General features: G+C 46.6%; 11 protein-coding genes. 9 read left to right on the top strand and 2 right to left on the bottom strand.

Features of this window, described 5'->3' with window-relative positions:
- Window positions 1-139 precede the first annotated feature (139 nt).
- Both AB4371_RS08600 and AB4371_RS08595 read right to left on the bottom strand, forming a co-directional pair.
- Complete coding sequence (locus tag AB4371_RS08600) at window positions 140-1,891, bottom strand: diguanylate cyclase domain-containing protein (RefSeq protein WP_017059307.1); 1,752 nt, start codon at window positions 1,889-1,891, stop codon at window positions 140-142.
- 91 nt (window positions 1,892-1,982) lie between these two features.
- Complete coding sequence (locus AB4371_RS08595) at window positions 1,983-2,936, bottom strand: TIGR01212 family radical SAM protein (RefSeq protein WP_017059306.1); 954 nt, start codon at window positions 2,934-2,936, stop codon at window positions 1,983-1,985.
- Between the two features lie 529 nt (window positions 2,937-3,465).
- Between AB4371_RS08595 and gltB (AB4371_RS08590) the strand changes: the two genes are divergently transcribed.
- From gltB (AB4371_RS08590) to AB4371_RS08550, 9 genes are all read left to right on the top strand, one after another.
- The gene (gltB, locus tag AB4371_RS08590; protein ID WP_372149456.1) at window positions 3,466-8,013 is read left to right on the top strand and encodes a glutamate synthase large subunit; all 4,548 of its coding nucleotides are present in this window, start codon (window positions 3,466-3,468) and stop codon (window positions 8,011-8,013) included.
- Entirely contained in the window at window positions 8,013-9,482 is a 1,470-nt protein-coding gene (locus AB4371_RS08585; RefSeq protein ID WP_017070082.1) for a glutamate synthase subunit beta, read from the top strand. Before gltB (AB4371_RS08590) ends, AB4371_RS08585 begins: the two co-directional genes overlap by 1 nt.
- Window positions 9,483-9,910: 428 nt before the next feature.
- On the top strand, window positions 9,911-14,374 hold the full coding sequence (gltB, locus tag AB4371_RS08580; protein ID WP_372149454.1) for a glutamate synthase large subunit: 4,464 nt from the start codon (window positions 9,911-9,913) through the stop codon (window positions 14,372-14,374).
- Between the two features lie 16 nt (window positions 14,375-14,390).
- A complete protein-coding gene (locus AB4371_RS08575) occupies window positions 14,391-15,803 on the top strand; it encodes an FAD-dependent oxidoreductase (RefSeq protein ID WP_372149452.1) in 1,413 nt (470 codons plus the stop codon).
- A 172-nt stretch (window positions 15,804-15,975) separates the two neighbouring features.
- On the top strand, window positions 15,976-16,404 hold the full coding sequence (locus AB4371_RS08570; RefSeq protein WP_102394347.1) for a DUF1499 domain-containing protein: 429 nt from the start codon (window positions 15,976-15,978) through the stop codon (window positions 16,402-16,404).
- A gap of 127 nt (window positions 16,405-16,531) precedes the next feature.
- Window positions 16,532-17,227 carry a 5'-methylthioadenosine/S-adenosylhomocysteine nucleosidase gene (mtnN, locus tag AB4371_RS08565; protein WP_017090520.1) on the top strand — a complete coding sequence of 232 codons (696 nt, stop codon included), beginning with the start codon at window positions 16,532-16,534 and terminating at the stop codon, window positions 17,225-17,227.
- 10 nt (window positions 17,228-17,237) lie between these two features.
- On the top strand, window positions 17,238-18,191 hold the full coding sequence (locus AB4371_RS08560; protein WP_372149450.1) for a cobalamin biosynthesis family protein: 954 nt from the start codon (window positions 17,238-17,240) through the stop codon (window positions 18,189-18,191).
- 1 nt (window position 18,192) lies between these two features.
- A complete protein-coding gene (gene btuF, locus AB4371_RS08555) occupies window positions 18,193-19,062 on the top strand; it encodes a vitamin B12 ABC transporter substrate-binding protein BtuF (protein WP_102394345.1) in 870 nt (289 codons plus the stop codon).
- 74 nt (window positions 19,063-19,136) lie between these two features.
- A complete protein-coding gene (locus AB4371_RS08550) occupies window positions 19,137-19,754 on the top strand; it encodes a TRIC cation channel family protein (protein WP_102394344.1) in 618 nt (205 codons plus the stop codon).
- Window positions 19,755-19,804: the final 50 nt, after the last annotated feature.

The raw sequence follows: 19,804 nt of genomic DNA, 5'->3' as shown, positions 1-19,804 counted from the left end.
CCCTGTTTGAAGATGGGAGGTAAGCTAGCTACATCACACGCAGCAAGTGTTCAGCGGTAATTTCGAAGGTTAATTAACCAATACAAATACTAACTAAGCAAAAATAGCCGGGGATAATCAAATTGCCAATTTTATAGCGTTAGCGAATTGAGTATGGATGCACCATTGAACGGTTGCGACCGTCTGATTTCGCTTGATACAACGCACTATCAGCCAAGGCAACAGCCGATTCCATTTCATCATCAGGTGTAGGAATGTAAGAGATAATACCAATACTCACCGTGATGAATTCAGAGACTGTCGACTTCTCATGCGCAAGTTCCAATTTTAGGACTTCATCATGAATACGCTGCGCCACCAGCTGAGCACCTTCGGTCGTTGTATTTGGCAGAATAAAGCCGAACTCTTCACCACCATAACGAGCCACACAATCAGATGAACGATTCAACACCTGCTTAAATGCCTGAGAAACCTGAATCAAAGCATCATCGCCTTGTTGGTGTCCGTAAAAGTCGTTGTAGCCTTTAAAGAAGTCGATATCACATAGCATGATCGTCAGTGGCAGCTTCTCACGCACATGATAATGCCACAGTGTAGAGAGCTGTTCATCGAAACGACGTCGGTTAGACACTTTAGTCAGGCTATCCATAAAGCTGAGGCGTTCAAGTTCAAGGTTGGCTTCTTCAAGCTTTTGTTCTGCTAGATAACGCTCTGTAATATCACGCGCCATGATCAACACACCATTAGTGCTCGATGCTGGATCTCTAAACGGTGATTTGACTACATCATACCAAGTAAATGTTCCATCACTTGAGACCACTTTGTCGATATAACGCAGTGATTTACTTTGATGAAGCACTTGATGATCGGTTTCTGATATTCGCGTATAGATGCTATGTGGCACCACATCTTGTAAACGTTTACCGATCAAGTCACTGACTTCAGAGATACCCAGCGCAGCCACAAATGGTTTATTACACGCTTGATAAACCATGTTTTCATTAAAGATACCAATCGAGTCTGGGCTGGCCTCCAGGAGGTTTTGCAAGATGGTGTCACGCTGCGCAAGTGCCACTTCGGTATCTTTTCGCTTCTCCATCTCGCCACGCAGTTTCTGCTGCATGTCATGCCAATCGGTCACATCATGACTAATAGAGAGCGTGCCGATGGTTTCTCCATCTTGGGAAAGCAGCACACTTTGGTAGGTTTCAAGCAAGCAGCTTTTTCCATCTTGATCTGTAGTCCAAGAGCGTTCACTTACACGACCTTTTAATACTCCACCAGAAACACTCAGGGTGCCCTCTTCAGCACGACCATGCCAAAACTTTTTAAACGAGCGATTACTCGTCACTAACTGACCTTTCTGATCTTTCACGTAGATCAGCTCAGACAAAGAATCCAAAGCGGTACGAGCAACATTCAGTTCTCGAACTTCTTGGGACAGTTCTTCGTTAGTGTTTTTATAAGGTGAGGCGTGAATCATCCAAGCCTGCTTATTTCTAAAATGGATCTTACGACCGATCAAGTTGATCTTGAACGACTCAAATTCAGAAAGCGCCCACAGGGAGACCTGCTCGAAGGCTCGAGAGTTGATGTGGTTGGTTAAGTAGTGACGAAAGCTGTTCTCGCTTTCCACAGTAGGAAAGCGAAAATTAACACCGATTTGGCGGATACCAAGCAACTGCATGGCTTGGCGATTGGCATAGAGTATTTCGCCACTTCGAACATCAACAAAGTAGAGTGGCGACGGGGTAGCAAGTAGAAGCGTTTCGATATGCGACTGATAACGAGAATAGAGATGCCAGCAGATGAGAGCAATCAGCAATACAACAACGATATAAATACCGTAGCCATACGCCCTGTCCCACAACCAAGTCATTACCAGTTCCATTTACTCTCAATCTATACCATAAAATCTGTTAGGGAAATGTTACCACTATTTATTGGTTTTATCTGCTGTTACCTACAGTCACCCATTTCTATTAATTGGCCGCGTTTAAAACAGGCAACGTGTACTCGAATGCAGAGCCCGTTTTGATGCCTTGAGCACCGGTTTTATCCAACGAACGACCTATTTCAGTCATCGCTAACCAGCGGTTCTCACACCATAAAGGAGAAAGTAAGGTTGGGCGTCTCGCCGCTGAAGAAACACGGTGATAAACCACGTCCGCAGGCGTGCGTTGAATGATCTCACTCGCGATATCGATGTACTCTTCAAGGCTTGGGGCTTCTAGCTTTCCTGCCTTCCACGCCTTAGCCATGGTACTGCCCTCTACTATATGAAGGCCGTGCAGCTTAATACCATCGGTGCCAACGGCTAATACCTTGTCTAAGGTTTCAAGGTTATCCGCTTTGGTTTCTTTTGGTAGACCAACAATCAGGTGAGTACACACCTTGATACCTAAAGCGCGTGCGCGTTGGGTGATCGTTTCATACACCGCAAAATCGTGGCCGCGGTTAATTCGCTTGAGGGTTTTATCATTGGCGGTTTGCAGGCCAAGCTCGAGCCAAATCTCATAGCCTTGTTTAACGTAGCCCGCTAACAGATCCAACACCGCATCAGGCACACAGTCTGGTCGCGTACCAACACAAAGGCCGACGATCTCTGCACCGGGTGCTTTTAGCGCCTCTTCATACATATTCTTGAGCACTTGCACCTCAGCATAAGTGCTGGTGTACGCCTGAAAGTAAGCCAGGTACTTCTTGGCACGAGCAATCTCACCCGCACGATCTTTTAGCTGGTCAGCAATACTTTGAATTTGAGTTTGTTCATCGGCAAAGGAAGCCACGTTACAAAACGTGCAACCTCCACGGCCAATTGTCCCGTCTCGGTTTGGGCAGCTGAAACCACCATGAAGCGTCAGCTTGTGAACCTTCTCGCCATAACGGCGTTGAAGGTCTTGGCCGATAGTATTGACCAACTCGTGTAATTGCATATTTTCAAAGCACTCAAGTAAATAAGAATGAATATCAGTCTTTTTTGAAAAAAAATTACATCCCTGCAAAATTCGACCAATTAGTTTACTCAAGGCTTTTTGCGAGCAACCTAACAAATATCAATAAACATGCAAAAAATCGGCTCTATTTGCCTAATGTTGCACATTTGTTAGGCATTAAATTCAAAATAAAACGAAAAAAATGGTCTACATGGGTCAACTTTCATTGCAATTCGCCTAGACAAAATTGTAGGATACTTACACATATTGGCTATTTTTGAGTATTTACTTACAACGAAAACTTGCTAATAAGTCGGTGATATCTAACTCCCACCTATATAAACCACTAGTTTGTGGTTAAAAATAAACAGGTATCACTAAGGATTGTTTTTCTCGCAATACTTTTCCTGCGAGATACGGAAAGGATTCAAACCGCCAGCATAGGCAGGTTTAGACCCATAAATATAAAAGGACAAGGCTGACTTTATACAAATAAGTTGCGCCTAGATTTAACTGGAAGGATGTATCTATGGTAGATCAAGAGCAGAACTCACAGGGTCTGTATACTCCTGAATTGGAGCATGACGCTTGTGGTATCGGTTTTGTTGCGCATCTAAAGAATCGCAAATCTCATGATGTAGTAACTCAAGCACTCGATATGCTTGCACGTATGGAACACCGTGGCGGCCAAGGCTGCGATCCGTGTTCTGGTGATGGTGCAGGTATCCTGCTACAGAAGCCGCACGAATTCTTACTAGAAGAAGCCGTAAAGCTTGGAATTAAGCTGCCATCTTTTGAAAAATATGGTGTTGGTGTTGTACTTTTCCCTAAAGATGAACACAAACGTGCACAGTGTCGTGACATTCTAGAACGCAATGCACAACGCCTTGAGTTAGAAGTTATCGGTTACCGTGAACTTCCAACGGACAATTCAATGATTGGTGCTGACCCACTAAGCACTGAACCTCAATTTGAACACGTATTTATTTCTGGCGGCCCTGGTATCACACCAGAAGAGCTTGAGCGTAAACTGTATGTTCTACGTAACTACACGGTTCGTGTATGCCTAGAAAGCGTTTCAAATATCGGTGATGACTTCTACATCAACTCTATGTCTTACAAGACATTGGTGTACAAAGGTCAGCTAACAACTGAACAAGTTCCTCAGTACTTCCTAGATCTGCAAAACCCAACCATGGTGACAGCTCTAGCACTAGTACACTCTCGCTTCTCTACCAATACATTCCCACGTTGGCGTCTAGCTCAGCCTTTCCGTTACATCGCGCACAATGGCGAAATCAATACGGTTCGCGGCAACCTGAACTGGATGAAAGCACGTGAAGCAATCCTAGAATCGGATCTGTTTACACAAGCTGAAATCGACATGCTGCTTCCTATCTGTCAGGAAGGTAGTTCGGATTCATCAAACTTCGATATGGCACTGGAACTACTTGTTCTTTCAGGTCGTACTCTGCCACACGCGTTGATGATGATGATCCCGGAAGCATGGCAAGAAAACAAAAACATGGATCCAACTCGTCGTGCGTTCTACCAGTACCACGCGAACGTAATGGAACCATGGGATGGCCCAGCATCAGTATGTTTCACCGATGGTGTTCAAGTAGGTGCAACACTTGACCGTAACGGTCTGCGTCCTTCTCGCTACACAGTAACTAAAGACGACTTCCTAGTAATGGCGTCTGAGTCTGGTGTTGTTGAGATTGCACCTGAAAACGTTGAGTACCGTGGTCGTCTACAACCAGGTCGTATCTTCGTTGCTGACCTTGAGCAAGGCCGCATCATTTCTGATGAAGAAGTGAAAGACAGCATTGCTAAAGCACAACCTTACGAAAAGTGGGTTGCAGAGAACCTTCTGAGCCTGAAAAAGCTACCGGATGCGAGCAACGAATTTAGCCAACCTTCTCCAGAGAAACTACTACACAAACAACAATCGTTTGGCGTGAGTTCTGAAGAAGTAAACGAAATCATTCTACCTCTTGCGAAAACAGGCTACGAGCCACTTTCTGCAATGGGTGCTGACTGGCCGCTAGCGATTCTTTCTCACCAATCGCAGCACCTTTCAAACTACTTCAAACAGTTGTTTGCACAAGTAACTAACCCGCCGATCGACCCGATTCGTGAGCGCATGGTTATGTCTCTGAACACTTACCTAGGTAAAGACCAGAACTTACTTGCTGAAACACCTGAGCACTGTCAAAAAGTAGAACTTGAGTCTCCAGTACTGTCTAACTCTGAGTTAGAAAAACTGCGTGCAATCGATAACGAGCACCTTCAGGCGAAGACGCTGGATATCGTATTCCAAGCAAATGGCGACCAAGGTAAGTTAGAGCGCGCACTTAAGCGTATCTGCCAATACGCAGAAGACGCAGTGATTGATGGCTACTCTATCATCCTACTGACAGACCGTGCGGTTAACTCTAACCATGCCGCTATTCCAGCAATGCTGGCGGTTGGCGCGGTTCACCACCACCTAATCCGTAAAGGTCTACGTGCTAAGTGTGACATCGTTGTTGAAACGGGCGACGCTCGTGAGACACACCACTTTGCAACGCTTATCGGTTATGGTGCAAACGCAGTTAACCCATACCTAGTTATTGAAACGATTGTTGAACTGCAACGTACTAAGAAGCTAGATCCAAACGTACACCCACGTGAGTTATTCGATAACTACCGTAAAGGTGTTAACGGCGGTCTACTTAAGATCTTCTCTAAGATGGGGATCTCTACGCTGCAGTCTTACCACGGTGCACAAATCTTTGAAGCACTTGGTGTTAGCAAATCAGTGGTTGAAAAATACTTCACAGGTACTGTTTCTCGTATCCAAGGTCTAACGATCGACGATATCGCGCGAGAAGTATTGGTTCGTCACCGTGTTGGTTACCCAGCTCGTGAAATTCCAGCTCAGATCCTTGATGTTGGTGGTGTTTACCAGTGGAAACAACGTGGTGAGAAACACTTATTCAACCCAGAAACGATTTCTCTACTTCAAGAATCGACGCGTAACAAAGATTACGGTCAGTTCAAGAAGTACGCAAAAGCAGTTGATGACCAAGGCGACAACGCAGCAACGCTACGTAGCCAACTGGACTTCATCAAGAACCCTGCAGGCTCTATTCCTATAGCAGAAGTAGAACCAATCGAGAACATTCTTAAGCGTTTCGCAACCGGCGCAATGAGCTTTGGTTCAATCTCGCATGAGGCTCACTCAACACTGGCTGTTGCGATGAACCGCATTGGCGCGAAATCAAACTCAGGTGAAGGTGGTGAAGATCCAGCACGTTTCGAACGTAAAGAAAACGGCGACTGGGAACGTTCAGCAATCAAACAGGTGGCTTCTGGTCGCTTTGGTGTAACGTCTTACTACCTATCTAACGCTGATGAGCTACAAATCAAGATGGCTCAAGGTGCGAAACCGGGCGAAGGTGGTCAACTACCTGGTGATAAGGTTGATGACTGGATCGGCGCAACGCGTCACTCGACTCCGGGCGTAGGTCTTATCTCGCCACCGCCACACCACGATATCTACTCAATCGAAGATTTGGCTCAGCTGATCTACGATCTGAAAAACGCGAACCGTAACGGTCGTGTCAACGTGAAGCTAGTATCAGAAGCTGGCGTAGGTACGATTGCATCGGGTGTAGCGAAAGCGAAAGCTGACGTGGTACTTATCGCAGGTTTTGATGGTGGTACGGGTGCATCTCCGATGTCTTCTATCCGTCATACCGGTCTGCCTTGGGAACTAGGTCTAGCAGAAACGCACCAAACACTACTGAAAAACGGCCTACGTAACCGTATCGTTGTTCAGTCTGATGGTCAGATGAAAACACCACGTGACCTTGCAGTAGCAACGTTACTTGGCGCGGAAGAATGGGGCGTAGCAACAGCAGCATTGGTTGTTGAAGGCTGTATCATGATGCGTAAGTGTCACAAGAATACATGTCCTGTTGGTATCGCAACACAAAACAAAACTCTGCGTGAGCGTTTCGACGGCCGCGTAGAAGACGTAGTGACTTTCTTCCAATACATGGCTGAAGGTCTGCGTGAAGTAATGGCTGAACTTGGCTTCCGCTCTATCGATGAGATGGTTGGTCAATCGCACAAACTTAAAGTTCGTGATGACATCGGCCACTGGAAGTACAAGAACCTAGATCTAACACCTGTACTGCACATTGAGCAGGCACGTGAAGAAGATGGTATCTACAACCAGACGCAACAAAACCACAACCTAGAAGACGTTCTAGACCGCAAGTTGATTCAAGCTGCGATTCCAGCTCTTGAGAAAGGCGAAGCCGTGAATGCAAGCTTCCCTATCATCAACACGGACCGCTCTGCAGGTACCATGCTGTCGAACGAAATCTCGAAGGTTTACAAAGACCAAGGTTTACCACAACCAATGAACGTTAAGTTCCACGGTAGTGCTGGCCAATCTTTCGGTGCGTTCCTTGCGAAAGGCGTTAAGTTCGAAGTAGAAGGCGACGCGAACGATTACTGGGGTAAAGGTCTGTCTGGCGGTACTTTGGTACTGTACCCAGATGCGAAGTCTTCTATCGTTGCTGAAGATAACATCGTGGTTGGTAACGTATGTTTCTACGGTGCAACCTCAGGTGAATCTTTCATTCGCGGTATGGCTGGTGAACGTTTCTGTGTTCGTAACTCAGGTGCGAAGGTTGTTGTTGAGGGCGTTGGTGACCACGGTTGTGAATACATGACTGGCGGTGTTGCCGTTATCCTTGGCTCAACAGGTCGTAACTTTGCTGCGGGTATGAGTGGCGGTGTCGCTTATGTTTGGGACAAAGCTGGTGACTTCGAAACCAAGCTTAACCCAGAACTTGTAGACCTAGATCCAATTGAACAAGAAGATAAAGATCTTCTACTAGATATGCTAACCAAGCACGTTGAATTCACAGGAAGTGAAGTTGCTCAGTCTTTCCTAGACAACTTTGAAGCAAGTGTTGCATCGCTAGTTAAAGTAATGCCACGCGACTACAAAGCAGTTCTTGAGAAGCGTAAAGCTGAAGCACAACAGGCACAAACGGAAGAAGTGGAGGCAGTATAATGGGTAAGCCTACTGGATTTTTAGAACACGGTCGCGAGCTTCCAAAGAAGCTCGACCCATCGGTTCGTATCGAAGACAACAAAGAGTTCGTACTTAACGAAGAGTTTGGTGACAAGATCAATACTCAAGCATCTCGTTGTATGGACTGTGGCGTACCTTTCTGTCACAGCGGTTGTCCGATTGGTAACATCATCCCAGAATTCAATGATGCGGTTTACCGTGACAGCTGGGAAGAGGCTTGGAACATCCTAAGCTCTACCAACAACTTCCCTGAGTTTACCGGTCGTGTTTGTCCTGCTCCTTGTGAAAGTGCCTGTGTTCTTGGTATCAACCAAGACCCAATCACTATCTGTAATATCGAGAAAACGATTGTCGAAACTGCGTACCGTGAAGGGTACGCAAAACCTAAAACACCACGCTCTCGCACAGGTAAAACTGTCGCAGTTATCGGTTCAGGTCCTGCTGGCTTAGCCGCAGCTGAGCAGCTAAACAGCGCTGGTCACTCGGTAACGGTATTTGAACGTGACGAGAAAGTCGGTGGTCTACTTCGCTTCGGTATCCCAGATTTCAAACTAGGTATGGACGTGATTGATCGTAAGATCAACTTAATGGCTGAAGCTGGCGTTGAGTTTAAAGTTAACCAACACATCGGTGTTGATGTTAATGCTCAACAGTTACGCCAAGAGTTTGATGTGGTATTGCTAACGGGTGGTTCTACGGTTCCACGCGACTTGCCAATCCCTGGTCGTGAGTTGAAAGGCGTTCACTTTGCCATGGAATTCCTTGGTCAAAACAACCGCCGTGCTAACAACCTAGATCTTAAAACAGAAGAGATTCACGCTAAAGATAAGCACGTTGTGGTTATCGGTGGTGGTGATACTGGTTCTGACTGTGTGGGCACATCAAACCGTCATAAGGCAGCGAGCATTACTCAGGTTGAGATCATGCCGATCCCACCAGAGAAGCGCCCTGCAAACATGCCTTGGCCTCAATACCCAATGATCATGAAAACCACCACTTCTCACGAAGAAGGTTGTGAACGTCACTGGAACATCTTAACCAAAGAGTTCATCGGTAACGAGCAAGGTCAAGTGACGGGTCTACGTATTGCTGACATCGTTTGGCAAGATGCGAAACCAGGTGAGCGTCCAGGCTTTGATGAAGTCGCGAACTCTGAACGTGTTATTCCTTGTGACATGGCATTCCTAGCAATGGGCTTCTTACACCCGGAGCCAACCGGCGTGCTTGCTCAACTAGACATTAAACTGGACGAGCGCGGTAACGTCGCTTCTGAAGGTTTTGCAACGAACCAGAAAGGCGTTTTCGCTGCTGGTGATATGCGTACTGGTCAATCTCTAGTTGTACGTTGTATTAATGAAGGTCGTGAATGTGCAATTGCGATTGATGACTTCTTAATGGGTAACTCAAACTTAGAAGCGAAAGCTGATTCACTCATGCTTTCCGCATAATATTTCTCGGGCTAACGTCAATTACGTTAGCCTAGAGGAAAAGCAATACCCTTCCTAACTTTTATATTTGGCTAGCACTCGATGCTAGCCTTTTTTCTATCTGGCCTTTGGCGTTTTCAAAATCATCCTGTTGTATATTTTAAATCTCGTTAACATTCACCTTCTATATCTCATTGATATCCATCGACTATTTTAGATTATTAAGTGGCTAATCGCGTTTATGCATGATAATTAACCATGAACTTGACCTTAAACACAATTAGCTATACGTTGTAAAGCTGATGAAAATAAAATCAATCGGTTTTGTTAACACAACCAATAACGTTTTAACTGGCTAAAGCAAACTATCAGTTTATAAAAAACAACAAGTATATGAATAGTTAGTCATTTACTGTCTGGATGACAGAGAAGCAAAAGGGAGAATTGCAATGGCTCTATATGATCCTAGTCTTGAAAAAGACAACTGTGGATTTGGTTTAATAGCGCAAATGGAAGGCCAACCTAGTCATAAGTTGGTAAGAACTGCTATTTCAGCCCTCGATCGCATGACACACCGTGGTGGTATCGCTGCGGATGGTAAAACCGGGGATGGCTGTGGCTTATTACTACAGAAGCCTGACTCTTATCTCAGAATTATTGCTGAAGAGAATAACTTCAAGCTCGGCAAGCAATACGCTGTCGGCATGATTTTCTTCAGCCAAGATCCAATCAAAGCGCAATCCGCGCAAGACATCGTCAATAAAGAGCTCGCTCAAGAGACCTTAACGGTTGCAGGTTGGCGCGTAGTACCGACCAACACCGACGTATTAGGTCCGATTGCCAAAGATTCAGTTCCCAATATTCAGCAAGTGTTTATCTCGGCCCCCGCGGGTTGGCGTGAACGCGATATTGAACGACGCCTTTATATCGCTCGTCGCAGAATTGAAAAACAGATCACCGAAGACAAAGATTTCTATATTTGTAGCCTTTCGACACAAGTCATGGTTTACAAAGGCTTGTGTATGCCGGCCGATCTTCCGCGATTTTACCTCGATCTTGCTGACTTACGTATGGAATCGGCGATATGTCTGTTCCACCAGCGTTTCTCAACCAATACTCAACCACGTTGGCCACTGGCTCAACCATTCCGCTATTTAGCACACAATGGTGAGATCAATACCATTGAAGGTAACCGTCAGTGGGCTAAGGCTCGTGCCTATAAATTCTCTTCGCCGTTGCTGCCAGACTTACAAACCGCCGCACCCTTTGTGAATGAGACAGGCTCAGATTCATCAAGCCTAGATAACATGCTCGACCTGTTCCTTGCCGGTGGTATGGATGTGTTCCGAGCGATGCGCATGCTTGTGCCGCCCGCTTGGCAAAACCACCCAGATATGGACCCAGATCTACGTGCATTCTACGACTTCAACTCAAAGCACATGGAACCGTGGGATGGTCCTGCTGGTATCGTACTTTCAGATGGTCGTTACGCTGCGTGTAACCTAGATAGAAACGGCCTGCGTCCTGCGCGTTATGTGATTACCAAAGACAATCTAATCACGCTCGCATCAGAAGTCGGTATCTGGAACTACGCACCGGATGAAGTCGCAGAGAAAGGGCGTGTCGGCCCAGGTGAATTGCTCGTCATAGATACGCGCCGCGGTAAATTGTGGCAATCTAACGAGATCGACAATGACCTTAAAGGTCGCCATCCTTATAAAGAGTGGATGGAAAAGAACGTTCACAAACTCACACCGTTTTCCGATCTGCCCGATGAGCAAGTCGGTAAGCGCAGCTTTGACGATGACACGCTCAAGACCTACCAAAAACAGTTTGCGATGAGCAACGAAGAGTCCGACCAAGTGCTGCGTGTGCTTGGTGATATGGGGCAAGAAGCAGTAGGCTCAATGGGCGACGACACGCCAATGGCTGTGCTCTCTTCAAAAGAACGCTTGGTCACTGATTACTTCCGTCAAAAGTTTGCACAAGTCACCAACCCACCGATTGATCCATTGCGTGAAAAACACGTGATGTCTTTGGCGACCAGTATTGGGAAAGAGATGAACGTGTTCTGTGAAACAGACGGTCACGCCTATCGTGTCACGTTTGATTCACCAGTACTGCTTTACTCAGACATGCAGCAGCTTCTGCAGTTGAGTCAAAAACATTATCGTCATGTCATTCTCAGCATGCACTACGACCCGAATAACCAAGATCTAGAACAAGCAATCAAAGCAGCATGTGATAGCGCCGAACAAGAAGTCAGCGAAGGTGCGGTTTTAGTTGTGCTGTCGGACAAAGGTTTAGAGAAAGGAAAACTACCGATCCCTGCAGCCATGTTGGTTGGTGCGGTGCAAACAAGGCTTGCTGATACCAACCTGCGTTGTGATGCCAACATCGTTGTTGAGACAGCAACTGCGCGCGACCCACACCAATTTGCTGTGCTGCTTGGCTTCGGTGCAACCGCGGTTTACCCATACCTCGCTTATGAAGCGTTAGGTAAAATGTTGGATGATGGCTCTTTAGATAAAGATTATCGTGCCGCAATGCAAAATTACCAAAACGGCATCAACAAAGGTCTGTACAAGATCATGTCGAAGATGGGAATTTCAACCATTGCCTCTTATCGCTGTTCACAGCTTTTCGAAGCCGTTGGCCTTCATTCCGATGTTGTTGAGCTCTGTTTCCGCGGAGTTACCACTCGAATCCAAGGCGCAAGCTTTAGCGATTTCCAACAAGATATCTATAACTTATCGCGTAAAGCCTGGACTAAGCGTAAGCCAATCGAGCACGGTGGTTTACTCAAATACGTACACGGCGGCGAATATCACGCCTATAACCCTGATGTGGTTGGCACTCTGCAAACTGCAGTAAAAACAGGTGAGACATCGGATTATCTCTCTTTTGCTAAGCAAGTAAATGCTCGTCCAGCTGCGATGTTACGCGACTTAATGAGCCTCAAAAAAGCCGATCAGCCTCTACCACTAGAGCAAGTCGAGCCTAACAGCGATCTGTTTAAACGCTTCGACTCTGCGGCAATGTCGATCGGTGCTTTGAGCCCAGAAGCGCATGAAGCATTAGCAATGGCGATGAACCGCTTGGGTGGTTACTCAAACTCTGGTGAAGGTGGTGAAGACCCTCGACGCTTTGGTACTGACCGTAACTCTCGTATCAAGCAGATAGCTTCCGGTCGTTTTGGTGTGACGCCACATTACTTAACCAATGCGGATGTTTTGCAGATCAAGGTCGCGCAAGGTGCGAAGCCTGGAGAAGGTGGTCAACTGCCCGGCCATAAAGTTACCGCAGAAATCGCTAAGCTGAGATATTCAGTTCAAGGGGTGACACTGATCTCCCCTCCTCCACATCACGATATTTATTCTATCGAGGATCTAGCGCAGCTGATTTTCGACCTTAAACAAGTGAACCCTAAAGCCTTGGTTTCAGTAAAGTTAGTATCGGAACCGGGTGTAGGCACGATTGCAACTGGTGTAGCGAAAGCCTATGCCGATCTGATCACCATTTCTGGCTACGATGGCGGTACCGCGGCAAGCCCTCTAACCTCGGTAAAATACGCAGGTTGCCCTTGGGAGCTTGGCTTAGCAGAAACTCAACAAGCACTGGTTGCTAACGGGCTTCGTCATAAGATCCGCCTGCAAGTCGATGGTGGTTTAAAAACTGGCCTTGATGTGATTAAAGGTGCGATTCTCGGTGCAGAAAGCTTTGGTTTTGGTACCGCGCCAATGGTCGCAATGGGTTGTAAGTTCTTACGAATTTGTCACCTAAACAACTGTGCGACGGGTGTTGCGACTCAAGATGAAACACTACGCCGCGAATACTTCAAAGGCCTGCCAGACATGGTGGTGAACTACTTTACAGGCCTAGCCGATGAAGTTCGCCAATACCTTGCAGAACTCGGCGTAGAAAAACTAACGGACCTGATTGGTCGTACTGACTTACTTGAAGCCGTTCAAGGCCTCACCGCGAAACAGAACAAGCTCGATCTATCTTCAATACTCGAAGCTCCGGTATCTCCAGAAGGTCACCCACTGTTTTGGACCGAGCCAAACGCACCATTTGATAAAGCTCAGCTCAACCAGCAGATTCTGGATGATGCACTCGATGCAATTGAGAAACGTCAATCCACCAGCCTTTACTACAACGTGATCAACACAGACCGCTCGATTGGTGCTCGTATCTCTGGTGAAATTGCTAAGCGATACGGCAACCAAGGGATGGCAGGTTCACCAATCAAGTTATATCTCGACGGTACAGCAGGCCAATCTTTTGCGGTTTGGAACGCAGGCGGCGTTGAGCTTTACCTAACAGGCGATGCCAATGACTATGTTGGCAAAGGCATGGCTGGCGGCAAAGTGGTTATCAAGCCTCACCAAGGCACCGCATTTACTTGTAACGAAGCGACCATCATAGGCAACACCTGTCTGTATGGCGCAACTGGAGGCAAGCTGTTTGCAGCTGGTACGGCTGGCGAACGATTTGGCGTACGTAACTCAGGTACGGTTGCTGTGATTGAAGGCGCTGGTGACAACGCCTGTGAATACATGACCGGCGGTATTGTTGCCATTCTTGGCGCAACTGGCGTCAACTTCGGCGCCGGTATGACAGGTGGTTTTGCTTATGTCATGGATAAGAACGAAGACTTCCAAGGTCGAGTAAATAACGAGTCGGTCGAGGCACTTTCTCTGTCTGACTTATTTATCCACCAAGAACATCTGCGTGGCTTAATTGCAGAGCACTTAGAAGAGACTGGCTCAGTACACGCTGAAGCTATTCTGGCGAACTTTGATGAATGGATTCCGAAGTTCTACCTAGTGAAGCCGAAGACGGCGGACCTTAATACCTTGCTCGGTCATCAAAGCCGCAGCTCTGCTGAACTTCGTGTTCAAGCGCAATAATTGGAAGGAGCCAATAATGAGCCAGAATGTATACCAATTTATTGATGTGAATCGCGTAGATCCAGCGAAGAAACCAATCAAAATTCGTAAGATTGAGTTTGTAGAGATCTACGAACCTTTCACTAAACAACAAGCTAAGGCGCAAGCTGACCGCTGTTTAGACTGTGGTAATCCTTACTGTGAATGGAAGTGCCCAGTCCACAACTACATCCCTCAATGGCTCAAGCTTGCCAATGAAGGGCGCATTATCGAAGCGGCTGAACTGTCCCACCAAACCAACAGCTTGCCTGAGGTTTGCGGACGAGTTTGTCCTCAAGACCGTTTGTGTGAAGGCTCTTGTACCCTCAACGACGATTTCGGCGCAGTAACCATCGGCAACATTGAAAAATACATCAATGACAAAGCGTTTGAGATGGGTTGGAAGCCAGACATGTCGCATGTCGAATGGACTGATAAAAAGGTCGCAATCATCGGTGCAGGCCCCGCAGGTCTTGCTGCTGCTGATATCTTAGTTCGAAACGGTGTGAAGGCCGTAGTATTTGACCGCTATCCGGAGATCGGTGGCCTGCTCACGTTTGGTATCCCATCGTTCAAACTAGAGAAAGGCATCATGGAAAACCGTCGCCGTATCTTTAGTGGTATGGGTGTCGAATTTAAGATGAATACCGAAGTCGGTAAAGACGTTCAACTACAACAACTGGTCGATGACTACGATGCTGTCTTCTTAGGTGTCGGTACCTATAAAAACATGCGTGCTGGGTTAGATAACGAAGACGCACCGGGCGTTTATGATGCACTGCCATTCCTTGTTTCCAATACCTACAAGGTCATGGAACTGGATAACCCAACACCATTCATCGACATGAAATGCAAAAAAGTGGTTGTGCTCGGTGGTGGTGATACCGCGATGGACTGTGTCCGAACTTCGATTCGTCAGCATGCAGCTAATGTTGTTTGTGCTTATCGCCGAGATGAAGCGAATATGCCGGGCTCTCGCCGTGAGGTGAAGAATGCGCGTGAAGAGGGTGTGAAGTTCAAGTTCAACCTCCAACCTATTGGCTTAGAGCTTAACAGCGCTGGTCATGTGGTTGGCGTTAAATTCGTGAAAACCGCTTTGGGTGAACCTGATGAAGCAGGCCGTCGTCGCCCAGAGCCTGTCGAAGGCAGTGAACATGTTCTTGAAGCCGATGCTGTGATCATGGCATTTGGTTTCCAACCTCATGCGATGGAATGGCTAGAACCCTTCGGTGTGGAACTCGATCAGTGGGGTCGTATCAAGGCTCCCGGTAAACAAGAGTTTCAATACCAAACCACCAACAGCAAGATCTTTGCAGGTGGCGATGCGGTTCGAGGATCTGACTTGGTAGTAACCGCTATCGATGAGGGCCGTAAAGCCGCAGAAGGGATCTTGGATTACCTAGAAGTGTGACTAATCTAAGGTTTCCTTTATTACTCAGGCCGTTACTATAAAAAAGGGATCCAATGATGGATCCTTTTTTGAATTAGATACGTTTATCACAAGCATATCGAAAAATACGTAAAACAATCGTAAACAAGCCAATACCTATAACTACAATTAAAACAACGCCATAGGAAACATTATGAAAAAAGCAGCTCTCCTCTCGTTATCACTTTTAACGTTAACCGCTTGCAGCCAAGGAATCACGGACATGAAAGACAGAACTTCATCACCTTGTGGAGACAAACCAAACTGCGTATCAACTCAAGATGACCGTGAGCAGCATGCATTGGCCGCGTTTGAGTTATCAGATTCAGCAAACTTAGATGCGATTGAGCAGGTTGCGCTAACCTTACCGGGATCGAAAACCGCGAGTAAAACAGAAGATTACCTGCGTGTTGAATGTACTTCTCGCATCATGCGCTTTGTTGATGACTTAGAACTTAAGATCACTGCTGGCAAACTGATCGTGCGTTCAGAGTCTCGTACTGGTCACTCTGATTTTGGCGTAAACCGAAAGCGTGCTGAACAACTTCGCGCTAGCTTAAAAAGCGAAGGCCTGATCAAATAGATAAAAGAATACGCAGATAAATCGCTGCTATTCGGATGAGAAGTGCCTCTGGGCAGTCGCTCGACACTTCTTATCCATGCTACAATTTCGCTCTACTGTTTAAATATTATTTATTAAGAGACTACACATGAAAATCGGCATCATTGGCGCAATGGAGCAAGAAGTTGCGATCCTAAAGGCAGCAATTTCAGACATTACTGAAGTTAATAAAGGCGGTTGTACCTTTTTCTCTGGTCAGATAAATGGTGTTGACGTTGTTTTGCTTCAATCAGGCATTGGTAAAGTAGCCGCTGCAGTGGGTACTTCAATCCTACTAAGCGAATACCAGCCAGACGTAGTACTAAACACGGGCTCTGCTGGCGGTTTTGATTCAACACTGAACCTTGGCGATGTGGTTATCTCAACTGAAGTTCGTCACCACGATGCAGATGTTACAGCTTTCGGTTACGAAATCGGTCAAATGGCAGGTCAACCTGCAGCGTTCAAAGCGGACGACAAACTGATGGCTGTTGCTGAACAAGCACTAGCACAAATGGAAGACAAGCATGCCGTTCGCGGTCTTATCTGTACTGGCGACGCATTTGTTTGCACAGCAGAACGCCAAGAGTTCATCCGCAAGCACTTCCCATCTGTTGTTGCTGTAGAGATGGAAGCATCGGCTATCGCTCAAGCTTGTCACCAATTCCAAGTACCATTCGTGGTTGTTCGTGCAATCTCTGATGTTGCAGACAAAGAATCACCAATGAGCTTCGAAGAGTTCCTGCCACTAGCAGCGCAAAGCTCTTCTGAAATGGTTATCAAGATGGTTGCCCTACTAAAGTAAGCGACTAGACATGCAAACACTGTTTGATCAGGTATTTGCAAATGGCGTGCTCCTTGTGATGTGGGGAGCACTGCTTTTTCATTTAATTTTACCTATCCCCCATGCCGCACACCCCACGACCTTATGGCATAAGTTTGCTGAGCTTTTAGCAAGCAAGGTTAATAACAACCACAACTATTCCCAAAGTTTAATCTCAGGCACATTAGCCTGGGGGGTAATGGTACTGCCAACTCTGGTTATTCTATTGGCACTGCAACCATTGGTTTGGCAATCTCAACTGTTTGAATTGGCACTGTTATTACTCGCGATTGATTGGCGCAATAATGAAAAGCTGGCTAACCAACTGATCAAAGTACTTGGCCGAGAAGATAAAGCGGCCGCTCGTCAGTTACTGGCTCCGATTGTCAATCGTCAAACCGAATCACTTTCGTCACTTGGCCTCGGCAAAGCCGCCACAGAAACCATAATCATGGGTTACGCTCGTAACGTAGTTTGTGTGTTGTTCTGGTACGCCATTGGTGGTGGAATCGCTGCGTTAATGTATCGCCTTGTGGTCGAGTTAGCTCGAGCTTGGTCGCCAAGTCGCAAGCAATATTCGCCATTCGGCTCAACGGCGATCAAGATAGTTGCTATTCTCGAGTTTATACCGATGCGTTTGTTTGCTTTGATGATCGTATGTGGTGATAAAGCAACGCACACATTTAAAATGATGATAGTCCAAAGTCGCTCTTGGCCCCTACCCGGCCCAGCCTGGTTAATCACGGCCGTTGGTAACAAGCTGGAGTTATCATTAGGTGGCCCTGCGATTTACGACAACACCAAAGCCATTCGCGCAAAATTAGGCGGAAGAATCGCACCATCAGCCCTGCATCTATCTCAGGTTCAGAAACTACTCTTTGGTCGCATCGCTATCTGGATCTTTTTACAAAGCCTAGCCTTACTATTTATTCACCAAGGGATTTAGAGTGAAACCTTCAGTACTTGTTACAAGCCTTACTATTTTGTCTTCCAGCTTATGGCTGCCTTTATCATTTGCAGAAGAAGCACCACTGATTCCAGAAAAAGTACAGCCGGCTCAACGCGTGGTCAGCCTTGCTCCTCATGCCACTGAACTCGCGTACAGCGCTGGTTTAGGTAACAACCTTGTAGCCGTAAGTGAACGAAGTGATTACCCACCACAAGCCGACAAGCTCGAAAAAGTAGCAAACTATCAAGGCATCAAGGTTGAAAAGATCATCGCACTGCAACCTGATTTAATTCTTGCGTGGCCAGCAGGAAACCCGCCCAGAGAACTCGCGAAACTAGAGCAATTTGGTTTTAATATTTACTACTCCAAGACCAAAAGCCTAGACAGTATCGCAACCAATATTGAACAACTGAGCCAATACGCTAGCGATCCAAGTATTGGCGAAAATAACGCTCAGCAATACCGAAAGCAGCTCAACGCGTTGAGACTAAAATACAAAGATGCCGAGCCAGTAAACTACTTCTACCAACTCAGTGAGAAGCCGATCATCACTGTTGCTCAAGGGCACTGGCCAAGTGAGGTGTTTGAGTTTTGTGGTGGCCACAATATTTTTGAAGACAGCGCCTCTCCCTATCCGCAAGTTGGTATTGAACAAGTTGTATTAAGAAAACCGCAAGTAATCTTCACTTCTCAGCACGCGATTGAGAATGGAACCATGTGGCAAACATGGGAAGATGAGATCCCAGCTGTCGCTCAAAATCAGATTTGGTCCCTCAATTCTGACTGGATTAATCGCCCGACAACGAGAACTTTGAAAGCGATCCAACAAGTGTGCGATTTCTTTGATAGAGCTAGGCAAAATCACTAACTATTTGCTGCGTTTTTTCGTACAATTCGCCACCGACCTGTCCCTACAATTTTAACTATAAGAGCACCAGTATCATGGACTCCATGCTGCTTTATATTATCGATTTATTTGGCACTGCCATCTTTGCCGTCTCAGGCGTATTTGTCGCTGGCCGTCTTAAGATGGATCCCTTTGGCGTCGCCGTTCTAGGCAGTGTAACCGCGATTGGCGGCGGCACAATTCGTGACATGGCATTGGGTGCAACTCCCGTGTTTTGGATCACCGATACCACCTACCTTTGGGTCATCATTACCACCTGCTTGCTGACCATGATTATTGTAAGACGCCCGAAACGTCTGGCTTGGTGGATATTGCCGGTATGTGATGCGATTGGCCTAGCGGTGTTTGTTGGCATTGGTGTAGAAAAAGCACTTATCTATCAAGATTCAGCACTAGTGGCGATCATCATGGGTGTCATCACCGGTTGCGGTGGCGGTATTATCCGCGACGTGCTTGCCCGTGAAGTGCCTATGATTCTAAGAAGTGAAGTCTACGCGACCGCTTGTATCATTGGTGGTACTTTCCATACCATGGCGATCAGCATGGGGCACGATTCAGAAACTGCATTTCTGGCCGGCGTGTTCTCAACACTATTGATAAGGCTTGGCGCTATTCGTTGGCATTTATCATTGCCGACCTTCGCCATCAAATAAGCTAACGTTACAAAGTGAAAGGCTCCGTAAAGGCTGTCTCTTGATCACAA

Source organism: Vibrio sp. 10N.261.51.A3 (genome assembly GCF_041471965.1).
Lineage (GTDB): Bacteria > Pseudomonadota > Gammaproteobacteria > Enterobacterales > Vibrionaceae > Vibrio > Vibrio crassostreae_C.
The sequence above is the reverse complement of the archived record's forward strand: the minus strand, read 5'-3'. Positions and strand labels throughout refer to the sequence as shown.